Source organism: Saccharothrix tamanrassetensis, from assembly GCF_014203665.1.
GTDB lineage: Bacteria > Actinomycetota > Actinomycetes > Mycobacteriales > Pseudonocardiaceae > Actinosynnema > Actinosynnema tamanrassetense.
In genome coordinates this window covers 17,882-43,821 of sequence record NZ_JACHJN010000008.1, presented here as the reverse complement: position 1 = coordinate 43,821, position 25,940 = coordinate 17,882, and the positions used below count along the sequence as shown (strand labels likewise).

Below are 25,940 nucleotides of genomic sequence, written 5' to 3'. Positions count from 1 at the left end.
CACGACCCCATTTGTCCACATAGGACAGATGGGGTCGCTCCGGACGGTGGCGCTCTACGGACTGAACGTGATCCAGTTGACGTTCACGAAGTCGGAGGGCTGGCCGCTGGTGAACGTGAGGTAGACGTCGTGCTTACCGGACAGCCCGGTGATGTCGGCCGGCACGGTCCGCCAGCTCTGCCAACCCCCGGTGTCGGCGATGGCGAAACTCCCCAGCGGGGTCGCCGTCGGGCTGCCGACCCGGACCTCCACCAGTCCGCTGACCCCGGTGGCGGCACCACTGGCCACGCGGGCGACGAACTGGCGCCCGGTCCGCGAACCGAAGTCCACACCCCGGTACAGCGCCCAGTCCCCGTTGGCGACGGCACTGACGTTCCGACCGCCACCGGTGTCCGAGGTCGGCTCCACCGACAACCCGTTCTGCCGGTCGTGCGACTCGGCCTCGATGGTGCCGAACGCGTCCCTGGCCACCGGCGGGGCTGTGGTCGTCGTCGTGGTCGTAGTCGGGTTCACCCCACCTGTCCCCGAGTCGACACCGCTGCCGGCCGGGCCGCGCCAAGCCGTCGAGGCCGCGGGCACGGCCAGCGTCTGCCCATCGGAGAACGTCACCGTGACCGCAGCCGAAGCGGGGTTGTAGGCGACATAGGTCCGCGCCCCGTTCTTGGCCAGCACCGCGTGCGTCGGTGTAGTGGCCGTCACGGAGGGATCAGGCGTGCCGAACGTGTCGAGCGAGGTCAGCCAGTGATAGGCGTGCGCCCGGGAGTCGCCGTCCTCCGGGTTCAGCCCGCTCCCGTAGGCGGCGAGCGCCTGCGCCGGATCGGCGAGGGCGAGGAACTGGAGGATGACGTCCTTCCACTCGACCTCCGGTCCGCCGTTCGCGGCCCGCAGTTCGTTGACGTTGCTCGAAATGTCGGCTTTCCAAGCCGCGTGGTACAGCGACCCACCGGTTATCGGCAGCATGTTGATGCCGTGGATCTCCTCGGGGTTCGCGGTCCACCACGTGCCGTAGGTGCCGCCCGCACCCCACACGATCCCGAGCGTGTCGTGCCCGAAGGACGCCGGGAACACCGCGTCGTCCTTGTCGAACCAGTACTGCCCGATCGCGTTCTCCTGCGTGGTGTGCAGGTAGATCCCGGCGTCACGGAGGGCGTCGTCCCCCACCGCCTGACCGAACAGCACGGCGGCGGTGGCGAACATCATCGCCTCGGAGGAGGACTCCTCGTTGTTGCCGTGGGCGAAACCGGCATGTCCGGATGCCCACCCGTGTCCGGCGTACGCGTCGAAGTTCCGCAGGAACGGGAACCGCGTCTCGGCACGGTCGTAGTTGTTGGCGTCCTTGACCAACAGCTTGACCATCCCCCCGTAGCGGGAGTCCGCGGCCCACGCCGGGTCGTGCTGCGCCAGCACGGAAGCCGCCAGGACGTAGTAGCCGTAGTGGAAGTGGTGGTCGTTGAGTTCCCGGTCGGAGCCGTAGGAGGCGCGGTAGCCGATCAAAGTGCCCCACGTGGCGTCGTACGCGAAGTGCCGCTCGGTCTCCCCCGGAGACGCGGTGAGCCAGTCGGTGAGACGGTCGCGGACGAGGTTCAGCAACCGGTCCCGGGCCGGGGTGTAGCCGATCTGGTTGGCCACCCGGGCGAGCGCCGCCAAGCGCCACAACGCCTTCCCCGTCCAGTACGTGTCCGTGGCGCCCTTCCACGGGTCGGCGGCGTTCAACTCCTGGTCGATCTCGGTCCGCAACCGGTTCCGGTCGGCCTGTGACGACAGCGGAAGGGCCGGCAGGACACCGTTGAACGTGCTGCGGGTGGTGAACGAAGCCCCTTCCCGCAACCGCATCTCGCCGCGCGGCGAGGCGTAGCGGTAGGAGGTGACGGCGTCGGTGGAGTTGAGCCACTGGTGGCGGTAGAGGGCTTGGAGCGTCCCGGTCTGCGTGCCCTGGCGGGCCACCGTCGTCGCCGTGTAGGTGGCGGTGAGCTGCGCGTTGGCCGCGTTGTAGGCCCAGGCGACCTTGGTGTCGGTGACGAACGAGAAGGCATAGCGCTGGAACAGCGGCAGGGCGTCCCGGTTCGGCAGCACGGCGACGGAGAAGAACGCCGCCGAGGCGGTGGCCTCGGCTCCGTTCACCGTCCACGCGCCGGGCGCGAACAAGGCGTAGTCGTGGCCGTTGACGGTGACCCCGACCGTGCCGCCGGTGTTGCTCCACACCGTTGCGGGGCCGTTGAAGGCGACCCGCGCGGCACCTCCCGACGCCTCGGCGTAGACGTACGGCGAGCCGTGGCCGATGGTGGTGCGCAGCGTCCGCGCGCCGTCAGTCCACAGTGGACTCACCGTCCAGTCGGACCAGCCGTCGACCTGGGTGCGCGGCGCGTTGAGGCCGCTCACCCCGACGAACAGGTCGTCCCGGTGCATGAACTCGTAGAACCGCCCGTCGGGCGTGACGGTCGGCGCGGTCGGGTACCCGACGCCGAGGCCCTGCGCCGCCGCGTGGAATGTCAACGGGTGGGCGTACAGGTTCTCGGAGTAGGGGTTGGCCGGGTAGCGCTGGAACACCAGCGAGGACCACCAGTCGTTGGTGGGCACGGGTTTGCCGGACATCCGGGCGGTGACCTTGGGCGCGACCGACGCGCCGGCGGAGTCGGACGGGCCTGAAGCGCCGGCGGGTCGGGCGGAGGCGTAACTGCCCGCGCCGACCGGCACGCCGTGGGCCTGGGCGGGCAGGACGAACGGGACCGAGGCGGCCACCAAGGCCAGCACGGCAAGGCGGATCGAACGCACGGGGAACCTCCCGAGGAACCGTGAGAGCGCTCTCACACTGCCTGCACGGTAAACCCGGCCTTGCTGCCTGTCTACGTTTTGCCCCGGAGTCGGCCCGTTAAGACGGTTCCTCGACCCGCAGCCGGTACTCGCACCCGTACTCGACCGCGTACTGGAGGTCGTAGTGGTGCACGATCTTCGGCCCGCTGTGCAGGTGGACGTGGGTCACGGTCGGTTTGGGCGTTTCCGGCGGTTTGCCGACAGTGTCGACGCGGCCGTCGAGGGGGCCGCCGACGAACCGCACCACGTAGGCGTTCGTCATCGCGGGCCTCCCTCTCTTCGGCGTCGCCGTTCATGGTACGAGAGGTGTAGTCGGATTGCGGCTGAAGTGCGGCGACAACTAGCCGGTTGGCCCAAACCAGTGCTCCGCCAGCCCGTCCAGGCTGGTCGCCGCGGTGGGCACCTCGCGCAGGTACCAGGCGACGTCGGAGTAGACGTGCAGCAGCGCGTACGCCATCACCTTGCGCGGGTCGACGGTCTGCCCGTAGCCGTCGTAGAGCGCGGCGTTGGCGGCCGCGTCCCCACGGGTCAGGAACACCCCGGTCGCGACGAACTCGTACTCCCGTGCGGCCCGCATCGCCGGCTCGAAGTCGAACAGCCCGCTGAGCCTGCCGTCCCGCACGAGCAGGTGGGCGCTCATCACCTCGGTGTGCGCCAGCACCAGTTCCGGGTCGCCGAGATCCACGCTGTCCAGGAACCCCGGCACCTGCTCCAGCCAGAACGGGTCGAGCTGCCGACTCTCCTGCCGCGCCACGCAGTTGCGCTTCTGCGCGGCCACGAACCCGCCCCAGTCGGCCGGCTCCGCCACCGGTGGCGTGATCGCGTGGAGCGCGGCCAACGCCTCCCCCGCCTGTCGCGCGACACCCTGCCGCTCCTCGTCGCCGAGATTCGGCCACACGTCCCTGAGGCTCGCCCCGTGCAGCCGCTCCATGTGGACGTAGCCCCACCCGCCGAACTCCCCGGCCCCGAACACCTCCGGCGTGGGCACCGGCAACCGCCCCTGAACAGCCGCCAACACGTCCCGCTCGACCGGCACCTCGTCCAGGTGCACGGCGGGGAACAGCTTGAGCACGTGCCGCTCGCCCACGGCGTACACCGGCAACGACCCTTCCGCGAACCGCCCCACGTCGCCGTCGATGCCGAGGTGCCGGCACAACGCGTCGACCGCGGGCCGAAGCGCCTGCTCGTCCTCGGCGACGGCGTCGAACTGCTCTTCGGTCTGCGCGATCGGGAAGGTCACGGGCGCGCACGGTAGCGGCCGGTCGGACCGCAGTCGACCGATTTAATTCCAGTCCACGCCTCCATACGTCTCTTGCATAGTCGACGTGAGCGGGATGAATTGACCTCGCCTTGACCGTCTGCTCCAGTGCACCCATCCGGTCACAAAGGAGGGGTCATGCTGGACAGGTTCTTGTCATTCCTGGATGACTATCTGGTAGATCGAGGGGTGACGGGACTTTTGAAAGCCGCAATAGGCATCCTGGCGTTCGGCAGCGTTTTGAGCGTGGCATTCGGCTCACTCGCGGTGAAGGCAGCGTGCTTGACGATTGCCGCACTCTTCGTAGCGGGCACGATGACGATCCTCGCCCGCAATCAATTGCGGTTACGCGGTAAGATGAACCGCCAGGTAGCAATGTTCAACCACTACCAAGCGCTCATCTATCGCGAGCTCGGCCCGCTCTGGCGCATAGACAGGTGGGAGGAAGACGTCGAAGTGGCGAGTAACGGCGACGCGACGGCGTCGATACTGGTCCACTTCTTCGTGGAGCGCGACCGGATGCCGTTCTGCATGATCCGCCTTGGCTCGAAATGGGACCAACCGCTCAGTTCGAAGCGCAAAGTCCAGGTGGTGGCGAGGAACATCGAGAGCGACGGCAGCGGAGGCACCCGCGTCGACGAGACACAGAGATGGCTCCCTGACGGACGACTGGAGGTCCTGACCCATTTCCGCTCCGCCCCGCCGAAGAAAGGTCAGCAGGTGTGCCTCCGGTTCGACGTCGTGTGGCCGCAGAAGGTCGCGCCACTCATGCGCTTCAGGCAGCCGGACGAATTCCTTATCTCGATGCTGAACCCGCTGACTTTCCTCAGCTACCGCGTGACCCTGCCCGCGGGAACCGCGGTCCGCGCGAGTCCGGTCGGCCTCCAAGCGGGCGTGGACGACTACCGTTTGAAGATGTCCACCACCGGCGGCAACCGGCCGGTGGCGGAATTGACGGCTCAGGACATCGCGGCCGACCGGAAGTTCGGGATGCGGCTCGACCTCGAGTGATCACTCGGTCTTGCGGGCCTTCGACGGTTGGACGCGCGGCGGCTCGCCGGGCATCTTCGGGTAGTCCGGCGGATAGGGCAGCTCGCCGCGCGGGTCGGCCGCGTACCACTCCAGCAACGTCTCCAGGCCGAACGCCTCGGAGTCGAGTGCGGCGTGCGGGTCGCCGTGCTCGGCGAGGTACTTCGGCACGGTGAACACGTCGAAGTCGTCCGGGTCCACAGTGGACAGGGTGTCCCACGTGACCGGGGTCGACACGGTCGCCCGCGGCGTGCCCCGCACCGACCACGCGGACGCGATGGTGCGGTCCCGGGCGGCCTGGTTGTAGTCCAGGAAGACCCTGGTGCCGCGTTCCTCCTTCCACCACGAGGTGGTCGCCAGCGAAGGCGCGCGCCGCTCCACTTCACGTGCCAGCGCGATCACGGCGTGCCGCACGTCCACGAAGTCCCACTCCGGCCTGATGCGCACCGCCACGTGGATGCCCCGGCCGCCGGAGGTCTTCGGGTACCCGGTCATGCCCAGTTCGCCCAGGACCTCGTGCAGCACCGAGGCCACCCGCACGGCGTCGGAGAAGTCCGTGCCGGGCTGCGGGTCAAGGTCCACCCGCAGCTCGTCGGGGTGGTCGGTGTCCGGGCGGCGCACGGGCCACGGGTGGAAGTCGAACGTGCCCAGGTTGGCCGCCCACGCCAGGACCGCCGGCTCGGTCGGGCACACCTCGTCGGCCGGGCGGCCCGACGGGAACTTGATGCGGGCCGTCTCCACCCACTCGGGAGCGCCCTTGGGCAGGCGCTTCTGGTAGAACGCCTCCCCGGTCACGCCGTCCACGAACCGCTTGAGCGTCGTCGGGCGGTCCCGCAGGACGTCCAGCAGCGGCCCGGCCACCGCCACGTAGTACTCCACCACCTGGCGCTTGGTGATGCCTCGCTCGGGGAAGTACACCTTGTCCGGGTTGGACACCCGCACCACGCGCTCGCCGACGGTCAGTTCCACAGCCTGTGCCACCGGCCGAGCCTAGCCCGCCGAACCGGTCGGGGCAGGCGGGACGGGCGCACGCGCCGCCAGGCCCGCGACGAACGCGCCCAGTGCCAGTTCGAAGCTGTCGTGGTCGAGTTCACGCGCGACGGACGGCAGCAGGTGGGCCTTGTCCAGGTTCGGGTAGCGGTCCCGGTACAGCGCCTGGTCCTCGGAGAAGCCGCTGGAGAACGAGCTGAGCGCCGCGCCGAACACCAGGTACATCAGCGACGCCGCGATCATGGTCGCCTCGCGGCGCGTCCACCCCGCGGAGACCAGTGCGCCGTGCACGACGTCCAGCCGGCGCAGGGACGCATCACGGTGCGCGGGCCCGTAGGCCAGGAACGGCACGATGTTCGGGTGCTGCGCCAGCGCCGCCCGGTACGACCGCGCGCACATGGTCAGGCCGTGCCGCCAGTCGCCCTCGGCGAACCCGGACACGTCGACCTTCTCCAGGATCTCGCCGGCCACCTCGTGCAGCAGGTCGTCCTTGGTGGACACGTGCCCGTACAGCGAGGCCGCCCGGACGCCCAGCTCGGCGGCCAGTTTGCGCATCGACAGGCCGTCCAGCCCGTCCCGGTCGATGATGTCCAGGGCGGTGGTCCGGATGCGCGAGGCACTCAGGACCGGGTTCCTCGGCATGTCGGCTCCTCTTGCCTCGAGTTCGTCCCCGCGCCTACGTTGAAACCTAACGCCGTTCGGTAAGGAGGCCACCGGAGTGGACCTGCGCATCTCCGACGAACACCGGCAGCTCAAGGAACTGGCCCACCGGTTCACCGAGCAGCGGATCGTCCCGCACGCGGCCCGGTGGGACCGGGACGAGGCGATCGACCGCGACCTGGTGCCCGCGCTCGGCGACGTGGGGTTCCTCGGTCTGGGCGTCGCGGAGGAGTACGGCGGCTCCGGCGGCGACCACCTGGCGTACTGCCTGGTCCTGGAGGAGATCGCGCGCGGCGACTCGGCGGTGCGCGGCATCGTGTCGGTCTCCCTCGGACTGGTCGGCAAGACCATCTTCAAGCACGGCACGGAAAAGCAGAAGCGGCAGTGGCTGCCCGGCCTGTGCGCGGGCCGGAGCCTGGGCTGCTTCGGCCTCACCGAGCCCGGCACCGGCTCCGACGCGGCGTCGCTGGCGACCAGGGCGGTGCGGGACGGCGACGACTGGCTGATCACCGGCCGCAAGGTGTTCATCACCAACGGGACCTGGGCCGACGTGGCACTGGTGTTCGCCCGCACCGGAGGTCCCGGCCCCAGGGGCATCACGGCGTTCCTGGCGCCCACGGACTCCCCCGGCTTCCAGGCCCGCGAGATCAAGGGCAAGCTCGGGATGCGCGGCCAGGCCACCGCCGAGCTGACGTTGGACGACGTGCGCGTGCCCGACGAGAACCGGCTCGGCGACGAGGGCACCGGCTTCAAGCTCGCGATGGCCGCCCTGGACCGGGGCCGGATGTCCGTTGCCGCCGGGTGCGTCGGGGCCGCGCGCGGCGCGCTGGAGGCCAGTCTGGCGTACGCCGGGCAACGGGAGCAGTTCGGCAAGCCCATCGCGGGCTTCCAGCTCGTGCAGGAACTGCTGGCGGACATGGCGGTCGAGACCGACGCCGCGCGCCTGCTCACCTGGCGCTGCGCCGACCTCGCCGACCGGGGCGAGCCGTTCGGCACCGAGGCGTCCATGGCCAAGCTGTACGCCAGCGAGGCGGCCGTGCGGGTGGCCAACAACGCCATCCAGGTGTTCGGCGGCTACGGGTACGTCGACGAGTACCCGGTCGGCAAGTACCTGCGGGACACCAGGGTCACCACCCTCTACGAGGGCACCAGCCAGATCCAGAAACTGCTCATCGGCCGGGCGCTGACCGGCATCAACGCGTTCACGTAGAGGGAGGGCGTCACGTCATGGATTTCACGCTGGACGAGGAGCAGAAGGAGGTCCGCGACTGGGTGCGGACCTTCGTGCGCAAGGAGGTCGTGCCGCTGGAGCCCGAGGTGCTGCGCCGGGAGCGCGCGGGCGAGCCGGGACTGCGCCGGGACGAGCTCCAGGAGTTGCAGGACAAGGCGAAGGCCGCCGGGTTCTTCGGCGTCCTCACGCCGCAGGAGTACGGCGGCATGGGCCTGGGCGCGCTGATGACCGCGCTGATCGAGCAGGAGCTGGGCCGCAGCTTCGTGCCGTTCCGGTTCGGCGGCTACGCGGACAACATCCTGTTCCACGGCAACGAGGAGCAGAAGCGGCGGTACCTGCTGCCCACCATCTCCGGCGAGCGCGTCTCGTGCTTCGCGATCACCGAGCCGGGCGCGGGCTCGGACGCCAAGGCCATCCGCACCTCCGCCCGCAAGGACGGCGACGAATGGGTGATCAACGGGGAGAAGACGTTCATCACCCAGGGCAACGAAGCCGACTTCGTCATGGTGTTCGCGGTGAACGACAAGGAGAAGGGCGCCGAGGGCGGCGTCACGTGCTTCCTGGTCGACCGGGACATGGGCTGGCGGTCCGAGCCGATCCCGACCATGGGCCAGTGGGGGCCGGCGGCGCTGGTGTTCGACGACGTCCGGGTGCCCGAGGAGAACGTGCTCGGCGAGGTCGGCAAGGGCTTCCACCTGGCCATGCAGTGGATCGGCCAAGGCCGCTACCTGCTGCCCGCGCGGGCGCTCGGGTCGTGCGAGCGGCTGGTGGAGATGGCCGTGGAGCAGGCCAAGAACCGGGTCGCGTTCGGGCAGCCGATCGCCGAGTACCAGGCCATCCAGTGGATGCTGGCGGACTCGGCGGTGGAGATCGAGGCGCTGCGCTGGCTGGTCCTGCACGCCGCGTGGCTGGTCGACCGGAAGGCCGATTCCCGGCAGGCGCAGAGCATGGCGAAGCTCTACGGCGGCATCAAGGCCAACGAGATCGTGGACCGGGTGCTCCAGATCCACGGCGGCATGGGCTACACCCGCGAACTGCCCATCGAACGGTGGTACCGCGAACTGCGGCTGCTGCGGATCTACGAGGGCACCGACGAGATCCAGCGCCGCACCATCGCCCGGAACCTGTTGAAGGGGCACGCGAAGGTGACCGGGACACTGGGCTGAGCCCCGCCCCGTGGTTCCAGGTCGTGACTCCAGGCCGTGGTTTTGGGGCCGTGGTTTCGGGCTCCGATCCGCGCCGTGACCCCGGGTTGTGACCCGCTGCCACCACGACCCGGACAGCCACCCCGACGACGGTAGGGCTGCCCCCACCCGGGCTCGGGTAGCGCGCCCCAGGGACTCTCCGCGCCCGTCCCGCCACGATGAGTGCATGCGATCACGACCCGCACTCTTCGAGTCGGACCTGACCCGACAGCGCATCGCGACCGGCGCCGGCACCTTCGACGCCATCGCGACCGGCCCGGTGACCGGGCGCAAGGTGCTGCTCCTGCACGGCGTGCCGGAGTGCGGCATCGAGTGGCGGCACCAACTGCGCGCCTTGGCCGCGCACGGCTACCGGGCGGTGGCCCCGGACCTGCGCGGCTACTCGCCCGGCGTGCGCCCCAAGCAGGTCGACGGATACCGGCTGGAGCACGCGGTGCAGGACGTGCGGGAGATCGCGGACGCACTGGGGTGGAAGCGGTTCGACCTGGTGGGCCACGACTGGGGTGCCGTGGTGGCGTGGATCGCGGCAGCCCGCTACCCGCTGCGGATCCGCACCCTGACGGCCGTCTCCGCGCCGCACCCCGGGGCGCTGGCGCAGGCCCTGCGGACCGATCCGGACCAGCAGCGGCGGTGGTCCTTCCTCGATCACCTGCGCACGCCGGGAGTGGCGGAACGCGAACTGCTGGCGGACGACGCGGCGCAGCTCCGGGCGGGTTGGCCGTCGACCATCGCACCGGAACGGGTGAACCAGTACGTGCGGCGGCTGACCGAGCCGGGTGCGCTGACCGCCGCCTTGAACTGGTACCGGGCGAACCCCCTGACCACGGAGACCTTCCGGCCGGTATCGGTGCCCACGCGGTTCCTGTGGGGCGAGGACGACCGGGTGATCGGGCCGGAGGCGGCACAGACCACCGCGGGTTGGGCCACCGGGCCGTACTGGTTCGAGGTGATGCCAGGGGTGGGGCATTTCGTGCCGGAGGAGGCGGCTGAGCAAACCACGCTTCACCTGCTCGACCACCTCGCAACGTACTGACCGGTGCCGGTTGCACTTCAGGGGTCGGGCTCAGGCGAGGCTGGTGAGCATCTGGGCGCACACGCGGGCCAGGTGTCTGCGCATCACGTCGGAGGCGCGTGAAGGGTCGGCTGCGGCTACGGCCGAGACCAGGGCGTCGTGGTCGTCGAGCGACGCGCGTTGGTGCGGTGGGTGGTCCTGCAGACCGCTGCGGAGCAGGACCACGCGTTGCTGCACCAAGTGGACCTGCTCGGTGATGTACGGCGACCGGGCGGCCTCCAGCAGCGCTCGGTGGAACGCCAGGTCCAGGCGGTAGGGGAAGCGCTCGCCCGCCTGGTACGTCCGGCGGGATTCGGCGCACACGGCGTGCAGGCGCGCCACGTCGGCGTCGGTGCGGCGGGAGGCGGCCAGTTCGGCGGCGGCGCACTCCAAGGCGGTGCGGAGTTCGAACAGCGCTTTGACGTCGGCCGGGCCGGCCTCGGGGACGTGGGCACCCCGGTGTGGCACCAGGACCAGGAGGCCTTCGGAGGCCAGGTGGCGGATCGCCTCGCGCAGGGGACCTCGGCTGATGCCCAGGCGGGCGGCCAGTTCCACCTCGTTGACCCGGGTGCCGGCCGGGATCTCGCCGGTCAGCACCAGTTCGCGCAGGGCGTCCACGGCCTGGCCGGCGAGGCTCAGGTGCAGGGGAGGTGTCACGAACGTCTCCTGGCGCAAGGCGCGGCTGCGTTGTTGACTGTCGACAGTTGGCAGTTTACCTGCGGTGGGAGGGGCTCACGATGGCGCACGAACTGGTCGCCGAGGTGTGGCGGGGCGACTTCCTGGAGTCGGTGCACCACGGCTCGGTCGTCGCGCTGGACCCCTCCGGGGCGGTACAGGTCCGGGTGGGGCAGCCGGACCGGGTCACCTACCCGCGTTCGTCCAACAAGCCCGTCCAGGCCCTCGCCATGGTCCGGCACGGGCTCGCGCTCGACGGCGAGCTGCTGGCCCTCGCCTGCGCCAGCCACTCCGGCGAGGACTTCCACGTCGACGGCGTGCTCCGGATCCTCGAAGGCGCGGGGCTCGACGAGAGCGCCCTCCGGTGCACCCCCGACCTGCCCATCGGCGAGGACGCCCTCAGGGCGCACCTGAAGGCCGGGCGGGGCAAGGCGCCCAGGTACATGAACTGCTCCGGCAAGCACGCGGCGATGCTCGCCACCTGCGTCGTCAACGGCTGGCCCACCGACAGCTACCTGGACCCGGCCCACCCGTCGCAGCAGGCCGTCCGGAACACCCTGGAGGAACTGGCCGGCGAACGGGTCGGCGCGGTCGGCGTGGACGGCTGCGGCGCGCCCCTGTTCGGGATCAGCCTGGTCGGGCTCGCCCGTGCGTTCGCCCGCCTGACCACGTCGGACGGCGAGCACGAGCGCCGCGTCGCGCGCGCCATGAGCACCCACCCGGAGTGGGTCGGCGGCACCGGGCGGGACGTCACCCGGCTGATGCGCGCGATCCCCGGCGCGGTGGCCAAGGACGGCGCGGAGGGCGTGTACGCGATCGGGCTGCCCACCGGGGAGGCCGTGGCGTGCAAGATCGCCGACGGGTCCGGTCGGGCCAGGGCGGTGGTGCTGGTGGCCGCGCTGCGCCTGCTGGGCGTCGACGCGCCCGAGGACCTGGCCACCTTCCCGGTGCTCGGGCACGGTCGTCCGGTCGGTGCGATCCGGCCCGTGAGCGCGCTCACGGGTTGAGCCGGCCATTACCCTTCTCGCATGGCCAGTTCCCGAGCCGCCGACATCCCGGAGGACGACCGGCCCGCCGGGCAGGTCGACGACGGGCAGCCGAGGATCGAAGACGAACTCGTGGGTCTCGACCCCGACGACCCGGAGACCAGGGCGTTCGCCGAGCACCTGGACCGGATGCAGCGCCAGCAGCCCGCGTTCACGGTGGAGGGCTACCTCGCGGGCGTGGAGAACTTCGCCGACTCGGTGAACCGCGCGGGCGGGCTGCGCCGGCTCGCCGCGGTGGCCGTGGTGGTGCTGATCCTGCTGGGTGCGGCGATCAGCGTCTGGTTCGGCCTCGGCGAGATCCTGTCCACGTTCTTCGATTAACGTGGAGGTATGGAACCTGTCGTCGGCGCCACCCCGAAGGTGGTCCGCTCCGAGTTGGAGTGGCGGGAGATCCTGACCGCCAAGGAGTACGCGGTGCTGCGCGATGCGGGCACCGAACCGGCCTGGACCGGCGAGTACACCGAGACCAAGACCCAGGGCGTCTACTCCTGCCGCGCCTGCGGTGCCGAGCTGTTCCGCAGCGACACCAAGTTCGACTCGCACTGCGGCTGGCCGTCGTTCTTCTCGCCGCTGGCCGCCGACTCGGTGATCCTGCGGGAGGACCGGGCGCTGGGCATGGTGCGCACCGAAGTGCTCTGCGCCACGTGCCACAGCCACCTCGGGCACGTTTTCGAGGGTGAGGGCTACGCGACCCCCACGGACCAGCGCTACTGCATCAACAGTGTCAGCTTGCGTCTGGTCGAGAACCCCGCCGGTCCAGCAGACTGAGAGCGCTACTCCGAATGACGAGGCAATCCACACCAGGAGGAATCATGCGCGTATTCAAGGGAACCGACGGCGAGGGCTCCGGCGGCGTGGACGGCGCTTCGTCGTCCTGAAGTCGGGCGACGCCCAACCCTAAGGCTTGCTAAAGCACTCTTGCCGGGGTGTGGCCTGACGCACACGATTGCCTCTCGACGCCGGTGGACCTCGGTCCGCCGTGGCCCACAGGGGGTGGACCGTGGAGCGACCGTGGGGCTTGTCAGGCCCGGAATTCCTCGAGCTGTACTGGATCGCGCTGGCCGTGTCGCTGGCCGTCGCGATCGCCGTCCGGGTGTGCCTGCGGGGAGCGCGGCAAGGCGCCCCCGCGGGCGCGCCGGGCCTCTACGACATCGCTTTCCTGACCGGCGGACCACGGCGCGTGGTCGAGACATCGGTGGCCTCCCTCATCGACTCCGGCGCGCTGCGTCCCGCGCGGGACGGCGCGGTGCGGGTGGTCGGCACGCCCGTCTCCGACGACCCGGTGGACCAGGCGGTGCTGACCGACGCGACCAGGTACCGGTACCGGACGCTGGCGCTGCTGTTCACCTCCGTCTCCGAGCAGGACGCGCCGCGCGCGGTGGGCGACCGGCTCGTCGAACAGGGCTACCTGGTGGCACCGCGGACCGCGAAGCGGTGGCTGCGCCGCAGTGTCGTGCCGATGGCCCTGCTCGGCGCCGTCGGTGTGGTGCGCTGGGTGAACGGCCTGGCGATCGGGGCGCCCGTCGGGTGGCTGACGCTGCAACTCGTGCTCACCGGACTGCTGGTCGCCTTGCTGCGCAAGGCGAGGTTGGTGACGCGCACCGCGCTGGGTTCCCGCGTGGTGGCACAGGCTCGCGCAGGCGAGAGCACCGGGGGTTGGAGGATGGCCGGCTCGGCGGGCAACGCCGAGCCGGTCGCCCTCGACGGTTTCGCCGCGCACCCGAACATCCCGCTGCGGGCGGCTGCCCGCCGGCCGGCTCGCAGCCGCGGCCGGTTGACGGCCACCGGCAGCGGCACGACGTTCATGGCCGCCGGGACGGTCGGGTCGTCGTGCGGCAGCGGCGGATCGTCGTCGTGCGGTAGCAGCAGCGGGTCGTCCTGCGGCGGCGGTGGTGGCGGCGGTTGCGGTGGTGGTGGTGGCGGCTAGTCCGCCGAGCGGCCACGGTCCGTGGAACGGCCCCGGTCCGTCGAGTGGCGGGGTGGTCCCGGCTGTCCGGCGGCGGTCGGGGCGGATTCCGGGTCAAGGCCGGGTCGCGGCTCCTAGGCTGGCCGCCATGGCGTTCCTGTGGTGGTACGGCCCGGCGCTCGTCCTCGCGGTCCTGTCTGGCCTGTGGCTCAAACGGGTCACCGGCACGGCGCCCGCCCGGCCGCTCGCGTTCGAGGAGATCGGCTACCTCGGTGGCGGTCCGGTGCGGGCGGCGGAGGTGGCGGTGGCCGCGCTGGTGGCGGAGAACCGGGCCAGGGTGTCCGGGACGACCGTGACGGCGGTGCCCGGTCAGCAGCCGGGGACGCTCACCGACCTCCAGGCGTTCCTGCTGGCCCGGCTGGGCGGGCCGCGGGACTTGGACGACCTGCTGATGACCACGGCCACCGGCGGACCCGCGCGGCGGCTGGGCCACGGCCTGGTCACGGGTGGGCTGCTGGTAGCCCCGAAGCAGCGGCTGTGGCGCGCGGTGCTGTCCGTGCTGCCGGTGTTGGCACTGGCCGTGGTCACGGTGTTTACGGCCCCAGGTGGCTGGGTGATGGCCACGGCGCTGTCCGTGACGGGCCTGTGCGCCGTGCTGCTGCTGTTGGGTCCGCCGCCCGTGCTGACCAGGCACGGGGCGCGGGCGTACGAGGAGGCCACGGCCGGGCTCGCCCCGGTCGACCCCGCCGAGGTGACGGCGCGTTACGGCTTGGTGCGCAGTGCCGCCGCGCCCGCGCCGGACAAGCGGCCGGGACGGGCGGAGACCGCGGTGTTCGACGGCGAGACGGCGGAACCGATCGGGTATGCCGACGCGTCCGAGCAGGCGCTTCCCCGACGCAGGCGGCCGGTGGTGATCGTCGAGCCGCAGCGGTGGCGGCGGCGCAACGGATGGCTCGTCGCGGGCGGCTGGCTCGCGGGCGGGTGGCTGGCCTCGCAGTGGTTGGAGGGGGATGACGGTGGCGACTTCGTGGACACCGACTTCGGCGGGTTCGGCTGAGCTCCAGCCCGAGGAACTGGGCTTCCTGGCGGGCGGGCCCGGCCGGGCCGCCGAGGTGGCGATCGTGACGCTGGTCGAAGCCGGTGCGGTGCGGATCTCCCGCAACGGCGTGGTGAGCCCCGTGCGCACGCAGCACCGGCCGTGGACGCCGTTGGAGGCCTACGTGCTGCGGGCGGCGCCGCGTTCGCTGGGCGACCTGGTGTCGACGGTGGCGGGCAGCACGCAGGCCGAGTCGTTGCGGCAGAGCCTGATCGGGCGTGGCCTGGTGCGGTCGGTCGGGCAGCGCAACGCCGTGCGGTGGGCACGCCGGCTGCTGGTGGTGGCGGTGATCGCCGCGGTGCTGCTGTCCATGGGCGATCTGCTGAGCTTCGGGTACGTCGTGGCGACGGTGGTGTCGGCGATCGTGCTGAGCCTGCTGGTCGGCCGGGCGGGACGGCCGCTGACCGGGTCGGGGCGCGCGGCGGTGCGGCGGCTGGACAGGGTGGCGACGACGTCGAACCGGCCCGCGCTGGTCGCGTACTACGGGCTGCTGGGCAAGGTCGAAGGCCATCTCGTCTGGGAGACCCTCGGTATGGCGCCCACGGCTGCGGCGACGCTGAAGCGGCGGCCACGGCGTAACAACAACGGCGGCAGCGCGTCCTGCGGCGGTGGCGGCTGCGGTAGCTGCTCCAGCCGCAGTTGCGGCAGCGCTTCGGGCTCGGACGGGGGTTCGTCGTGCGGCAGCGGGTCGTCCTGCGGCGGTGGCGGCGGCTGTGGTGGTGGCGGCGGCGGTGGCGACTGACGACCCGACGGTGACGCCGGTGGCACGTGGAAGGGTGGGTGCGTGGTGGACAAGCTGGGTGTCGGCATCGGCTGGCGGCCGGAGATCGATCTGACCGTGGAGCAGCTCGACGTGGACTTCGTCGAGGTGGTGGCGGAGAACCTGCACGTCGGGCACCTGCCGGAATCGGTGCTGCTGCTGCGTGAACGGGGAGTGCCGGTGCTGCCGCACGCCGTGTCGCTGTCGTTGGGCGGTGCGGAGCCCGTGGACGCCGGCCGGGTGGCCCACCTGGGCGGGTTGGCCGAGGCACTGGGAGCGCCGTTCGTCAGCGACCACGTGTGCTTCGTGCGCGCGGGCGGGCTGGACTCCGGGCACCTGATGCCGCTGCCCCGCACCCGGGAGGCGCTGGACGTGCTGGTGGCCAACGTGAAGGCGGCGCAGGCGGACCTGCCGGTACCGCTGGCGCTGGAGAACGTGGCCGCGCTGCTGGAGTGGCCGGACGGCGAGCTGACCGAGGGGCGGTTCCTGGCCGAGTTGGTGGAGCGGACCGACTGCCTGCTGCTGGTGGACGTGGCGAACCTGTACGCGAACGCCCGCAACCTCGGCACCGACGTGGGCCGGTTCCTGGACGAGATCCCGTTGGAGCGCCTGGCCTACGTGCACGTCGCCGGCGGTGTCGAGCACCAGGGCGTCTACCACGACACGCACGCGCACGCCGTGCTGCCGGAGGTGCTGGACGTGCTCAAGCAGCTGCGGGACCGGATCGACCCGCCGGGTGTGCTGCTGGAGCGGGACGACGACTACCCGGCCGACGCCGAGCTGGCCGGTGAACTGGCCGCGATCCGGGCGGTGCTGGCGTGACGCAGCCGCAGCGGGACCGGTTGGCGGCGGCGCAGGCCGAGCTGCTGCACGCGTTGCTGGGCAACGGCGAGCCGCCGGCGGGCTTCGACCCGGAACGGCTGCGGGTGGAGGCGCGGTCGCTGCTGAACAAGCGGCGCGGCATCGTTGCGATGCTGCGCCCGGACGTGGTCGACGGGCTGGGTGACCGGTTCCGCCCGCTGTTCGAGGGCTACGCCCGCGCGCACCCGCGCCGGGCGGGCAGCCGGGCCCGCGAGGACGCCGCCGCGTTCGCCGAGTGGGCGGTGGCGCAAGGGGAACTGGCACCGCCCAAGAAGCGGCGCTGGTGGCGCCGGGCAACCTGATGGCGCCCGCGTTCCGTCCCGGGGGCATGTGGAGACCGAGCGCGGCCCTGGGCGCCCTGCTGCTCGCGACGGCCTGCGGCGCGGACGCCGGGGAGAAGATGTGCACGCTCATGGGCGCACCCGCCGGCATCGAGCTGAGGGTGGAGCCGACCGCGGTGGACACCGGCACGATCGAGGTGTGCTGGGGCGGCCGGTGCGTCAGCCCGGAGTTCACCCTGTGGCCGTCGAGCCGGGCGGCGGACGCCACGTGCACCGGGACCGCCCCGGACGACGTGTGCGGCGCGAGAGCAGTGCCGACCGGCGCGAAGCACGCCAACGTCGACATCGCGGACCTGCCCGCCGAGCCGGTCACGGTGAAGCTGAGCCTGGCCGACCGGACCGGGACGGCGGTGGTCGAGCGGGAGCTGACCGCGACGCCGGAGGTCGTCCACCCGAACGGTCCCGACTGCGATGCGGGCGGCCCGCAGCTGATCCTCTCGGTGGCCCCGGACGGCTCGGTCACCGCGGGGTAGACCGGCCGGCGCAACCTTTCTGTACCAGTGACATACGTTCCGTCACCAACGTGAGACCTGAACGGGCGGTAAACGTCCCTCAATGAGACGCTGATCTCACTCGTTGGGGTGGATAACGTCGAAGTTGTTGGGGGCTTCGTCACTTCCGGTATCCGCCGCCACCGCAAGTCCGGCGTGCCTTCCCGACTGCGCGATCCACAGCGCGCACAAACAGATTCGGGAGGTATCTGTGTCGAGATCCGGAAAGCGTGGCGCATGGGGATTCGCCGCGTTAACCGTCGGGCTCATCGCCTCGGGGACGGGTGCGGCCACCGCCGCACCGCAGGCAACCGACCACCGCACCACCGCCGGCGAGCAGACGTCCGTCACCCTGATCACGGGCGACCGCGTGCTGCTCGACGGCGACCGACTCGGCTCGGTGACGAGGGGACCGGGCCGGGACGAGACCGTCTTCCACCACTTCCAGCGGGACGGACGGCTGCACGTCGTCCCGCACGACGCCGTGCGCCCGCTCGCCGAGGGCAAGCTGGACCTGCGGCTGTTCGACGTGACCGGGCTCGCCGAGGCCGGCTACGACGACGCGCGCCGCGACGACGTGCCGCTCATCGTCACCGGCCGGACCGGCGCGGCCGGCATCCAGGTCACCCGCGACCTGCCCGCCGTCGGCGCCGTCGCGGCACGGGCCGCGAAGTCCGAGGCGGCCACGGCCTTCCGGTCGCTGGTCGCGGACCCGGCCGTGCGGAAGGTCTGGCTGGACGGCCTGCGCCGGACCAGCCTGGACCGCAGCACCGCGCAGATCGGCGCACCCGCCGCCTGGTCGGCCGGCTACACCGGCAAGGGCGTCAAGGTCGCCGTGCTCGACGGCGGCGTGGACGGCGCGCACCCCGACCTCGCCGGCCAGGAGATCGCGGAGCGCAACTTCACCGAGGAGCCCGACGCCACCGACAACGACGGCCACGGCACGCACGTCGCCGCGACCATCGCGAGCAAGCACGCCGAGTACCGGGGCGTCGCGCCGGACGCGCAGATCCTGGACGGCAAGGTCTGCGTGCAGGGCGGCTGCGCCGAGTCCTGGATCCTCGACGGCATGCAGTGGGCCGCCGACCAGGGCGCGGACGTCGTCAACCTCAGCCTGGGCGGCGGTGACCGGGCGGAGATCGACCCGCTGGAGGAGGCCGTCAACCGGCTGTCCGCCGGGACCGGCACCCTGTTCGTGATCGCGGCGGGCAACTCCGGCCGCCCCGGCTCGGTCAGCTCGCCCAGCACCGCCGACGCCGCGCTGAGCGTGGGCGCGGTCGAGCGGGACGACAGCATCGCGCCGTTCTCCAGCCGGGGCCCGCGCGCCGGCGACGGCGGCGTCAAGCCCGACGTGACCGCGCCGGGTGTGGACATCGCCGCCGCCAAGGCGGCGAAGGGCAACATCGGCACCCCGGTGGACGCCACCCACGTGGCGCTGTCCGGCACCTCCATGGCCACCCCGCACGTCGCGGGCGCGGCGGCGCTGCTCGCCCAGCAGCACCCGGACTGGACCGGAGCGCAGCTCAAGGCGACGCTGGTCGCGTCCGCGAAGAACAACCCCGACCTGACCGTGCTCGACCAGGGCACCGGCCGGATCGACCTGGCCAAGGCCATCACCACCGCGGTCACCAGCGACCCGGTGAGCGTCGGCCTGGGCCTCCAGCAGTGGCCGCACGACGACGACGTGCCGGTCACCAAGGAGATCACCTACCGCAACACGGGCAAGGACCCGCTCACCCTCGACCTGACCGTCGACGTCAAGGGCCCGGACGGCAAGCCCGCCCCGGCGGGCGTGTTCACCGTGACGCCGGCCAAGGTCACCGTCCCGGCGGGCGGCACCGCCAAGACCACCGTGACCGGCGACAGCAAGGCCGCCGCGGTCGACGGCGTCTACGTGGGCGCGGTGGTCGCGTCCAACGGCCTGCGCACGCCGGTCAGCCTCAGCCGCGAGGTGGAGAGCTACGACGTCACGTTCAAGTACACCGACGCCAACGGCAACGCGCCAACGCGGTACTCGTCGCTGGTGATCGGGCTGGACAACGACGCGATCGCGTTCCCGGAAGGTCCGGCGAGCGGGGCGAAGGCACGCCTGCCCAAGGGCGACTACTTCGTGTTCAACGACGTGCTGACCGAAGGCGGGACGGCCGCGCTGCTGCCGCAGCCGCTGCTCGAGGTCACCGGCACGACCACGGTCGACGCCGACGCGCGGATCGCCAAGCCGATCAAAATCACCTTCCCGGACCCGGCGGCCGTGGAGCAGATCGGCGACATCAGCCTGACCCGGAATTACCGGGACCGGCGGTTCGGGTTCGGCACCGCGTTCTTCGGCGGCATCAGCGACCGGGTGTCGCTCGCGCAACTCGGCCCCGTGCTGCCCGCCGAGGAGCTGAGCACGATGGTGCACTCGCACGCCACCGGCGCGTCGGTCGGCACGACGCCGGTGAACTACCGGCTGGCGTGGGTCGAGGCCGGCAAGGTGCCCACCGGCTTCGTCCGCGCGCCCGGCAAGGACGAGCTGGCGAAGGTGGACACCAGGATCCGCCCGCGCCCGGCGGGCCGGACCTACCGCTACGGCGGTCTGCCGCTGGCACCCGGCGGCGGCTCCAGCGGCACCCTGCTGACCCCGGTCGGACCGGCGGGCGACGCGATCGACCACGTCATCGCCAAGGGCCTCGAGTGGAGCTGGGTCGTGTTCCAGCTCAACGACCAGGACCGGCCGGAGGCGCTGCTGCGCTCCCCGGACCGCACCTACCGGCCGGGCCGCGAGTACCACGAGCGGTTCGGCAAGCCGGTGTTCGGCCCGACGCTGACCGAGTCGGACTACCCGTACACGGCCAGGCGCGGCGACGAGATCGGCTTCGGCGTGCCGCTGTGGGGCGACGGCGACGGCAACACCGGCAACGCGAACACCGAGTCCGCGCGCACCACGCTCTACCGCGACGGCAAGAAGATCGGCGAGACCACCTACCCGGCGAACGGCCTGTTCGAGGTCCCGGCGGGCAGGGGTGACTTCAAGGTGGACACCGAGGCGGTCCGGGTGCCGGGCTCGTCGGAGTTCAGCACGAGGGTCGCGGGCACCTGGACGTTCCGCTCGGACACCGTGCCCGGCACGGAGTTCAAGCCGCTGCCGCTGACCGTGGTCCGGTTCGAGCCGAAGCTGGACGACGAGGGCACCGCACCGGCGAACAAGGTGCTGCGGGTGCCGCTCGCGGTCCAGCAGCAGAAGAACGGGCCGGACGGCAAGGTCCGCAGGCTCGACGTCGAGGTGTCGTTCGACGACGGCGAGAAGTGGTCGAAGGTCCCGGTGACCGGCCGCACCGCCCTGGTGCGCAACGGTGACGCGGGCGGGTTCGCCTCGCTGCGGGTGAAGGGTTCCGACAGCAAGGGCAACACGTTCGAGCACACCGTGATCCGGGCGTACAAGATCCGGAAGTAACCGGAACGGGGGGCGTCCGCTCCGGCGGGCGCCCCCTCTTCCGCGCCTACGGCAGGTTGGTGACCAACTCGGCGGCCGGGATCCGGGTTCCCGTGTAGAACGGGATCTCCTCGCGCACGTGCAGCCGCGCCTCGGTGCCGCGCAGGTGCCGCATCAGGTCCACGATCCGGTGCAGCTCGTCCGCCTCGAACGCCAGGATCCACTCGTAGTCGCCCAGCGCGAACGACGCGACGGTGTTCGCCCGCACGTCCGGGTAGTCGCGGGCTTCCTTGCCGTGGTCGGCGAGCATCCTGCGCCGGTCCTCGTCGGGCAGCAGGTACCACTCGTAGGACCGCACGAACGGGTACACGCAGACGTACTTGCGCGGGTCCTCGCCGGCCAGGAACGCCGGGATGTGGCTGCGGTTGAACTCGGCCGGCCGGTGCAGCGCCACCTGGCTCCACACCGGGGTGGACGCGCGGCCGAGCGCGGTCCGCCGGAACCCGGTGTAGGCGGCCTGGACCTGCTCGATCTCCTCGGAGTGCCACCAGATCATGAAGTCGGCGTCGGCGCGCAGGCCCGCCACGTCGTACACCCCGCGCACCACGGTGCCCTTGGCCGCCAGGCCGTCCAGGTACTCCTGCGCCTCGGCGGCGGCCGGACCCCGGTCGTCGGGCAGCCGGCCGGGCTCGGCCCGGAAGACCGACCACATGGTGTAGCGGATGGTGTCGTTGAGCTCGTTGAAGTTCAGGCGGGCCATGTCCTCATCCTCTCACCCGGCCGAGCACGTGTGCCGCGACCCGAGCCGCCGCCGCGTCCCCGGTGGCGATGCAGGCGGGGATGCCGACCCCGTGCAGCGTCGCGCCCGCGACCGCCAGCCCCGGCACGTCCGCCACGGCGTCCTCGATGCCCCGCACCACGTCCAAGTGCCCGACGCCGTACTGCGGCAGCCCGCCGCCCCACCGCCGGACCACGGCGTCGACCGGCGGCGCGGTCACGCCGGTCAGCTCGGCGAGGTCGGCCCGGACCGCCGCCACCAGCTCCTCGTCGTCGCGCTGCAACGCCGCGGTCTCCCCGTGCCGCCCGACGCTCCCCCGGACCAGCACCGGCTCACCGCCCAGGTGGGCCCACTTGCGGCTGGAGAAGGTGAACGCCTTGGCGGTGAACGGCGTGCCGTCGGCGAACCGCTCGCCCTCGGCCAGCAGCACGCCGGACCGCTCGGGCAGCACCGTCCCCGGCGGGAACGCCAACGCCACCACGGCCATCGACGCGACCTCGACCTTCGCGTACTCCTTCGAGGCGGCCGGCGCCACGTCGACCAGCAGCTTGCGCGCCGCCGGCGCGGGCACCGCCACCACCACCCCGTCCACGTCCAGGTACCGCGGAGCGGTGGCCGACCCGATCTCCAGCCGCCAGTCGTGCTCGCGGCGGACCAGCCCGCGCACCGGCAGCCCCAGCCGGACCTCCGGCGCGGCCACCTCCACCAGCCGGGCGACCAGCGAGGACAACCCGCCCGTCAACGTCCCGAACACCGGTGGCCTGCGCCCTCGCGGCTGAGGCGGCGCGGGCATCGTGGTGGCCGCCGCGGCCAGCAACGACCCGACGCCCGAGTCCAGCGCGGTGGCCAGCTGCGGCATCGTCGCCCGCAGCCCCAGCGCATCCGCGTGACCCGCGTAGACCCCGCCCAGCAGCGGGCCGACCAGCCGATCCCCGACCTCGGGCCCGAACCGCTCCCGCAACAACGCGCCGACCGCGACGTCGGCACCGCCGAGCTCGATCGGCGGCAGCGCGGGCTCCGCCGCGACCCGCCGCAGCCCGTCGGCGCTCAGCACCTGTCGAACGGCCTCCACCGACGCGGGCACGCCCAGCAGGGTGTGCGCCGGGATCGGCCGCACCTCGCCGCCGGCCCGGATGCTCGCCGCCGCCGACGTCGGGTGCACCAGGTCCTCGGCCAGCCCCAGCTCGGCGACCAGCTCGGCCGCCTCCGGCCGCCGGTGCAGGAAGGCCTCGGCGCCCACGTCGTAGGCCCGGCCGCCGACCTCGGCGGTCCGCAGCTTGCCCCCGAGCCGGTCGGACTGCTCCAGCACCGTGATGCGGGCCGACGACCCGAGCAGGCAGCGCAACCGGTGCGCGGCGACCAGGCCGGAGATCCCGCCGCCGACCACCGCCACGTGGAGCGTTCTCATCCGGCCCGGTGCACCCACTCGACGGCCTTGGTGATCATGTCCGGATCGGTGTCCGGCAGCACACCGTGCCCCAGGTTGAAGATGTGCCCGGCCGCCGCCTTGCCCTCGGCCACGATCCGGTCGACCTCCCGCCGCAACGCCGTCTCCCCGGCGAACAGCAGCGCGGGATCCAGGTTCCCCTGCACCACCGGCGCGGGCAGCTCCGGCGCGGCCTCCCGCAACCGCCGCACCGCCACGTCCAACGGCGTCCGCCAGTCGACGCCGACCACGTCGGCGCCCGCCTCGCGCATGGCGGGCAGCAACTCGCCGGTACCCACGCCGAAGTGGATCCGCGGCACCGACGTGATCGTCTCCAGGACCCGCGTCGAGTGCGGCAGCACGAACTCGCGGTAGTCCCGCTCCGACAGCGCCCCGGCCCACGAGTCGAACAGCTGCACGGCCTTGACCCCGGCCGCCACCTGGACCCGCAGGAACTCGGCGGTGATGTCGGCGATCCTGGCGAGCAACGCGTGCCACAGCTCGGGATCGGCGTGCATCAGCGCCTTGGTGCGCTCGTGGTGCTTGCTGGGCCCGCCTTCGACCAGGTACGAGGCCAGCGTGAACGGCGCACCGGCGAAGCCGATCAGCGGCACGTCGCCCAGCGCGGCGTTCAGCAACCCGATGGCGTCCGCCACCGGCTGGACCTGGTGCGCTTCCAGCACCGGCAACGCGTCGACGTCGGCGCGGCCGGCGATCGGCTTCGCGACCACCGGCCCGGTGCCCGGCACGATGTCCAGGTCCACACCGGCCGCCTTCAGCGGCACCACGATGTCGGAGAACAGGATCGCGCCGTCCACGTCGTGCCGGCGCACGGGCTGGAGCGTGATCTCGCAGACCATCTCCGGGTCCATGCACGCGTCCAGCATCGCCGTGCCTTCGCGCAGCTTGCGGTACTCGGGCAGCGAACGCCCCGCCTGGCGCATGAACCAGACCGGGGTGCGCGAGGGGACGCCGCCGCGCGCGGCGACCAGCAGTGGTGCGGTGGTGTTGTCGCTCATCTCGTCGCCATGGTCCCACGACTCGCCAACCGCACGCTGTCCGGTCCCGGCGCGCCGCGCTCACTCAACGGGGTTTAGGGGCATACAGTCCGTGTGTGACCGGACTGGCGGCGGAGCCCGAACTGTTCCGGCGGGCGGTGGCGACGCTCAGGTCGGTGAGGATCCGACCGGAGCTGGAGCTGACCGAGGTGCGCCCGCCTCAACGACTGGCACCCTGGGCCTTCGCGCTGACCGCGGAAGCGACCGGTCCCGGCGACGAGCTGTCCACCGGCCGCCTGGTCCTCCTGCACGACCCCGACGGCGTGGAAGCGTGGTCCGGGGTCTTCCGCCTGGTCGCCTACGTGCGCGTGGAGCTGGACCCCGAACTGGCCGCCGACCCGCTGCTGCCCGAAGTGGGCTGGTCGTGGCTGGTGGAGGCGCTGGAAGTGGCCGAGGCCGACTTCCTCGCGCTGGGCGGCACGGTCACCCAGACCTCCTCGGCCCGGTTCGGCGACATAGCCGGCCCGGCCCGCACCGACGACCTGGAGCTGCGCGCCTCGTGGACGGCGAGGGACGCCGAACTCGCCGCCCACGGCACCGCGTTCTACGACGTGATGGCCACCGCGGTGGGCCTGCCCCCGGTCGGCGTCAGCACGCTGCGCTAGTCGTCGTTGGCCCGCAGCACCCGCAGCGCGTTGGCGCCCGCGAGCTTGGCGCAGTCGTCCTCGCTCCAGCCGCGTTCCAGCAGCGCGCCGATCAGCGCGGGGTACGTGGAGACGTCCTCCAGCCCCTCGGGCTGCTCCCGGACCCCGTCGTAGTCGCCACCGAGCCCGATGTGGTCGATCCCGGCGACCTCCCGTGCGTGCTCCAGGTGGGTCACGACGTCGTCCAGCGTCACCCGGGGCGTCTCCGTCTCCCGGCCGGCCAGGAACTCCTCCCGCGCCTCCAGGTCGTTGTGCCGCTTGCCCGCCGCGTCCATCTCGTCCTTCAGGCGCGCGTCCCACTCGGCGTAGGCCTGGGACACGAAGGCGGGCACGAACGTCACCATGCACACGCCGCCGTTGGCCGCCAGCCTGGCCAGCACCGCGTCCGGCACGTTGCGGGGGTGGTCGGCCACCGCCCGGCACGAGGAGTGGGTGAACAGGACCGGCCGCTCGGACACGTCCAGCGCCGCGTTCATCGTCGACTCGGCGACGTGCGAGAGGTCCACGATCATGCCGATCCGGTTCATCTCGCGCACCACCTCGACCCCGAACGCGGTCAGCCCGCCGTGTTCGGCCACGTCCGTCGCCGAATCCGCCCAGGGCGTGTTCTCGTTGTGGGTGAGGGTCATGTACCGGACCCCGGCCCGCCGCAACGCCCGCAGCACGCCCAGCGACGAGTTGATGCTGTGCCCGCCCTCGGCCCCCAGCAGCGACGCCAGCCGCCCGGACTCGAATACCGCGACCGCCTCGTCCGCCGTCTCCGCGAACCCGAGCAGGTCCGGGTAGGCCGCGCACAGCTCCCGGACCAACTCCACCTGCTCCAGCACGGCGGTCACGGCTGCATCACCCGCCAGCCGGCACGGAACCCACACGGACCAGAACTGCATCCCCAAGCGGCCCTGCCGAGACCGCAAAAAGTCGGTCTGGAGACCGGGCTGCAACACCCGCAGGTCCACCTGTCGGACACCTGAAGACCCGCCGGCGCCCGTTGACTTTTCACCGATTTGCCCCTCGGCGAGGAGTTCGCGCACGGCCCACGGGAGGTCGTTGTGACCGTCCACGAGAGGCACCCGGGCCAGCAGTTCCTCGGCCCGGCCTCGGACTGTGGTGCTCGCCACCGGCAACTCCTATGTGTCGTCGTGAGAGGGGCTCGTGTTACCTGCCCTATCGAGTTGTCAGCCGATCGTGTGACAACGGGGGCCAACAGT

Annotated in this window: 25 protein-coding genes; 15 read left to right on the top strand and 10 right to left on the bottom strand. The window is 71.9% G+C overall.

Going from position 1 to position 25,940, the window contains the following annotated elements:
* Window positions 1-54: 54 nt before the first annotated feature.
* The 3 genes from FHS29_RS37040 to FHS29_RS24375 form a co-directional block, all read right to left on the bottom strand.
* Window positions 55-2,772, bottom strand: a complete 2,718-nt coding sequence (locus tag FHS29_RS37040) for a glycosyl hydrolase (protein WP_184694258.1) — start codon at window positions 2,770-2,772, stop codon at window positions 55-57.
* Between the two features lie 97 nt (window positions 2,773-2,869).
* A complete protein-coding gene (locus FHS29_RS24380) occupies window positions 2,870-3,073 on the bottom strand; it encodes a DUF8847 domain-containing protein (protein ID WP_184694256.1) in 204 nt (67 codons plus the stop codon).
* Between the two features lie 78 nt (window positions 3,074-3,151).
* The gene (locus FHS29_RS24375; protein WP_312865081.1) at window positions 3,152-4,051 is read right to left on the bottom strand and encodes an aminoglycoside phosphotransferase family protein; all 900 of its coding nucleotides are present in this window, start codon (window positions 4,049-4,051) and stop codon (window positions 3,152-3,154) included.
* 156 nt (window positions 4,052-4,207) lie between these two features.
* Between FHS29_RS24375 and FHS29_RS24370 the strand changes: the two genes are divergently transcribed.
* Window positions 4,208-5,080 carry a hypothetical protein gene (locus tag FHS29_RS24370; RefSeq protein WP_184694254.1) on the top strand — a complete coding sequence of 291 codons (873 nt, stop codon included), beginning with the start codon at window positions 4,208-4,210 and terminating at the stop codon, window positions 5,078-5,080.
* Here FHS29_RS24370 and ligD read toward each other — a convergent pair whose 3' ends face one another.
* Both ligD and FHS29_RS24360 read right to left on the bottom strand, forming a co-directional pair.
* On the bottom strand, window positions 5,081-6,079 hold the full coding sequence (gene ligD / locus FHS29_RS24365; RefSeq protein ID WP_184694253.1) for a non-homologous end-joining DNA ligase: 999 nt from the start codon (window positions 6,077-6,079) through the stop codon (window positions 5,081-5,083).
* 9 nt (window positions 6,080-6,088) lie between these two features.
* Complete coding sequence (locus FHS29_RS24360) at window positions 6,089-6,730, bottom strand: TetR/AcrR family transcriptional regulator (protein WP_184694251.1); 642 nt, start codon at window positions 6,728-6,730, stop codon at window positions 6,089-6,091.
* Between the two features lie 76 nt (window positions 6,731-6,806).
* On the opposite strand from FHS29_RS24360, the gene FHS29_RS24355 reads away from it, so the two are divergent.
* The 3 genes from FHS29_RS24355 (at window position 6,807) to FHS29_RS24345 (ending at window position 10,217) form a co-directional block, all read left to right on the top strand.
* Window positions 6,807-7,958, top strand: a complete 1,152-nt coding sequence (locus FHS29_RS24355) for an acyl-CoA dehydrogenase family protein (RefSeq protein ID WP_184694249.1) — start codon at window positions 6,807-6,809, stop codon at window positions 7,956-7,958.
* A 17-nt stretch (window positions 7,959-7,975) separates the two neighbouring features.
* Window positions 7,976-9,145 (top strand): acyl-CoA dehydrogenase family protein, encoded by a 1,170-nt coding sequence (locus FHS29_RS24350; protein ID WP_184694247.1) that lies wholly within the window; start codon window positions 7,976-7,978, stop codon window positions 9,143-9,145.
* A gap of 205 nt (window positions 9,146-9,350) precedes the next feature.
* Complete coding sequence (locus tag FHS29_RS24345; RefSeq protein WP_184694245.1) at window positions 9,351-10,217, top strand: alpha/beta fold hydrolase; 867 nt, start codon at window positions 9,351-9,353, stop codon at window positions 10,215-10,217.
* Between the two features lie 30 nt (window positions 10,218-10,247).
* Here the strand turns inward: FHS29_RS24345 and FHS29_RS24340 are convergent, their stop codons facing one another.
* The gene (locus tag FHS29_RS24340; RefSeq protein ID WP_184694243.1) at window positions 10,248-10,892 is read right to left on the bottom strand and encodes a GntR family transcriptional regulator; all 645 of its coding nucleotides are present in this window, start codon (window positions 10,890-10,892) and stop codon (window positions 10,248-10,250) included.
* Window positions 10,893-10,972: 80 nt separating this feature from the next.
* Here FHS29_RS24340 and FHS29_RS24335 point away from each other — a divergent pair, with 80 nt between their 5' ends.
* The 10 genes from FHS29_RS24335 to FHS29_RS24290 all read left to right on the top strand — a co-directional run bounded on the left by FHS29_RS24335 (window position 10,973) and on the right by FHS29_RS24290 (window position 20,847).
* On the top strand, window positions 10,973-11,917 hold the full coding sequence (locus FHS29_RS24335) for an asparaginase (RefSeq protein WP_184694810.1): 945 nt from the start codon (window positions 10,973-10,975) through the stop codon (window positions 11,915-11,917).
* A gap of 21 nt (window positions 11,918-11,938) precedes the next feature.
* Window positions 11,939-12,277 carry a hypothetical protein gene (locus tag FHS29_RS24330; RefSeq protein ID WP_184694241.1) on the top strand — a complete coding sequence of 113 codons (339 nt, stop codon included), beginning with the start codon at window positions 11,939-11,941 and terminating at the stop codon, window positions 12,275-12,277.
* Between the two features lie 9 nt (window positions 12,278-12,286).
* Window positions 12,287-12,724 (top strand): peptide-methionine (R)-S-oxide reductase MsrB, encoded by a 438-nt coding sequence (gene msrB, locus FHS29_RS24325; protein ID WP_184694239.1) that lies wholly within the window; start codon window positions 12,287-12,289, stop codon window positions 12,722-12,724.
* Between the two features lie 232 nt (window positions 12,725-12,956).
* A complete protein-coding gene (locus FHS29_RS24320) occupies window positions 12,957-13,883 on the top strand; it encodes a TIGR04222 domain-containing membrane protein (RefSeq protein ID WP_221456570.1) in 927 nt (308 codons plus the stop codon).
* Between the two features lie 127 nt (window positions 13,884-14,010).
* Complete coding sequence (locus tag FHS29_RS24315; protein WP_184694235.1) at window positions 14,011-14,919, top strand: TIGR04222 domain-containing membrane protein; 909 nt, start codon at window positions 14,011-14,013, stop codon at window positions 14,917-14,919.
* Window positions 14,879-15,700, top strand: a complete 822-nt coding sequence (locus FHS29_RS24310) for a TIGR04222 domain-containing membrane protein (protein ID WP_221456569.1) — start codon at window positions 14,879-14,881, stop codon at window positions 15,698-15,700. The genes FHS29_RS24315 and FHS29_RS24310 overlap by 41 nt, the downstream gene beginning before the upstream one ends.
* A gap of 45 nt (window positions 15,701-15,745) precedes the next feature.
* Entirely contained in the window at window positions 15,746-16,540 is a 795-nt protein-coding gene (locus FHS29_RS24305) for an MbnB/TglH/ChrH family RiPP precursor modification enzyme (protein WP_184694808.1), read from the top strand.
* A complete protein-coding gene (locus FHS29_RS24300; protein ID WP_184694232.1) occupies window positions 16,537-16,881 on the top strand; it encodes an SCO6045 C-terminal-like domain-containing protein in 345 nt (114 codons plus the stop codon). The genes FHS29_RS24305 and FHS29_RS24300 overlap by 4 nt, the downstream gene beginning before the upstream one ends.
* 26 nt (window positions 16,882-16,907) lie before the next feature.
* Window positions 16,908-17,393: a hypothetical protein gene (locus FHS29_RS24295; protein WP_184694231.1), complete on the top strand. Its 486-nt coding sequence runs from the start codon at window positions 16,908-16,910 to the stop codon at window positions 17,391-17,393.
* A 229-nt stretch (window positions 17,394-17,622) separates the two neighbouring features.
* Complete coding sequence (locus FHS29_RS24290; RefSeq protein WP_184694230.1) at window positions 17,623-20,847, top strand: S8 family serine peptidase; 3,225 nt, start codon at window positions 17,623-17,625, stop codon at window positions 20,845-20,847.
* Between the two features lie 46 nt (window positions 20,848-20,893).
* Here the strand turns inward: FHS29_RS24290 and hemQ are convergent, their stop codons facing one another.
* Genes hemQ through hemE form a run of 3 tightly spaced genes read right to left on the bottom strand, consistent with a single transcriptional unit; the run spans window position 20,894 to window position 24,049 of the window.
* Window positions 20,894-21,586 (bottom strand): hydrogen peroxide-dependent heme synthase, encoded by a 693-nt coding sequence (hemQ, locus tag FHS29_RS24285; RefSeq protein ID WP_184694228.1) that lies wholly within the window; start codon window positions 21,584-21,586, stop codon window positions 20,894-20,896.
* A gap of 4 nt (window positions 21,587-21,590) precedes the next feature.
* The gene (gene hemG, locus FHS29_RS24280; protein WP_184694226.1) at window positions 21,591-23,012 is read right to left on the bottom strand and encodes a protoporphyrinogen oxidase; all 1,422 of its coding nucleotides are present in this window, start codon (window positions 23,010-23,012) and stop codon (window positions 21,591-21,593) included.
* The gene (gene hemE / locus FHS29_RS24275) at window positions 23,009-24,049 is read right to left on the bottom strand and encodes a uroporphyrinogen decarboxylase (RefSeq protein ID WP_184694224.1); all 1,041 of its coding nucleotides are present in this window, start codon (window positions 24,047-24,049) and stop codon (window positions 23,009-23,011) included. Before hemE ends, hemG begins: the two co-directional genes overlap by 4 nt.
* Before the next feature lie 95 nt (window positions 24,050-24,144).
* On the opposite strand from hemE, the gene FHS29_RS24270 reads away from it, so the two are divergent.
* Window positions 24,145-24,693: a DUF3000 domain-containing protein gene (locus FHS29_RS24270; protein ID WP_184694223.1), complete on the top strand. Its 549-nt coding sequence runs from the start codon at window positions 24,145-24,147 to the stop codon at window positions 24,691-24,693.
* Here the strand turns inward: FHS29_RS24270 and FHS29_RS24265 are convergent.
* Window positions 24,690-25,850 (bottom strand): dipeptidase, encoded by a 1,161-nt coding sequence (locus tag FHS29_RS24265; RefSeq protein ID WP_184694221.1) that lies wholly within the window; start codon window positions 25,848-25,850, stop codon window positions 24,690-24,692. The two genes, FHS29_RS24270 and FHS29_RS24265, sit on opposite strands and share 4 nt — an antisense overlap.
* Between the last annotated feature and the right edge of the window lie 90 nt (window positions 25,851-25,940).

Excerpts from the sequence above, each read along its gene's own strand:
- FHS29_RS24380 (WP_184694256.1), bottom strand. The coding sequence starts at position 3,073 with ATGACGAACGCCTACGTGGTGCGGTTCGTCGGCGGCCCCCTCGACGGC.
- FHS29_RS24370 (WP_184694254.1), top strand. The coding sequence starts at position 4,208 with ATGCTGGACAGGTTCTTGTCATTCCTGGATGACTATCTGGTAGATCGA.
- FHS29_RS24360 (WP_184694251.1), bottom strand. The coding sequence starts at position 6,730 with ATGCCGAGGAACCCGGTCCTGAGTGCCTCGCGCATCCGGACCACCGCC.
- FHS29_RS24350 (WP_184694247.1), top strand. The coding sequence starts at position 7,976 with ATGGATTTCACGCTGGACGAGGAGCAGAAGGAGGTCCGCGACTGGGTG.
- FHS29_RS24345 (WP_184694245.1), top strand. The coding sequence starts at position 9,351 with ATGCGATCACGACCCGCACTCTTCGAGTCGGACCTGACCCGACAGCGC.
- FHS29_RS24335 (WP_184694810.1), top strand. The coding sequence starts at position 10,973 with ATGGCGCACGAACTGGTCGCCGAGGTGTGGCGGGGCGACTTCCTGGAG.
- FHS29_RS24330 (WP_184694241.1), top strand. The coding sequence starts at position 11,939 with ATGGCCAGTTCCCGAGCCGCCGACATCCCGGAGGACGACCGGCCCGCC.
- msrB (WP_184694239.1), top strand. The coding sequence starts at position 12,287 with ATGGAACCTGTCGTCGGCGCCACCCCGAAGGTGGTCCGCTCCGAGTTG.
- FHS29_RS24315 (WP_184694235.1), top strand. The coding sequence starts at position 14,011 with ATGGCGTTCCTGTGGTGGTACGGCCCGGCGCTCGTCCTCGCGGTCCTG.
- FHS29_RS24295 (WP_184694231.1), top strand. The coding sequence starts at position 16,908 with ATGTGGAGACCGAGCGCGGCCCTGGGCGCCCTGCTGCTCGCGACGGCC.
- hemQ (WP_184694228.1), bottom strand. The coding sequence starts at position 21,586 with ATGGCCCGCCTGAACTTCAACGAGCTCAACGACACCATCCGCTACACC.
- hemG (WP_184694226.1), bottom strand. The coding sequence starts at position 23,012 with ATGAGAACGCTCCACGTGGCGGTGGTCGGCGGCGGGATCTCCGGCCTG.
- hemE (WP_184694224.1), bottom strand. The coding sequence starts at position 24,049 with ATGAGCGACAACACCACCGCACCACTGCTGGTCGCCGCGCGCGGCGGC.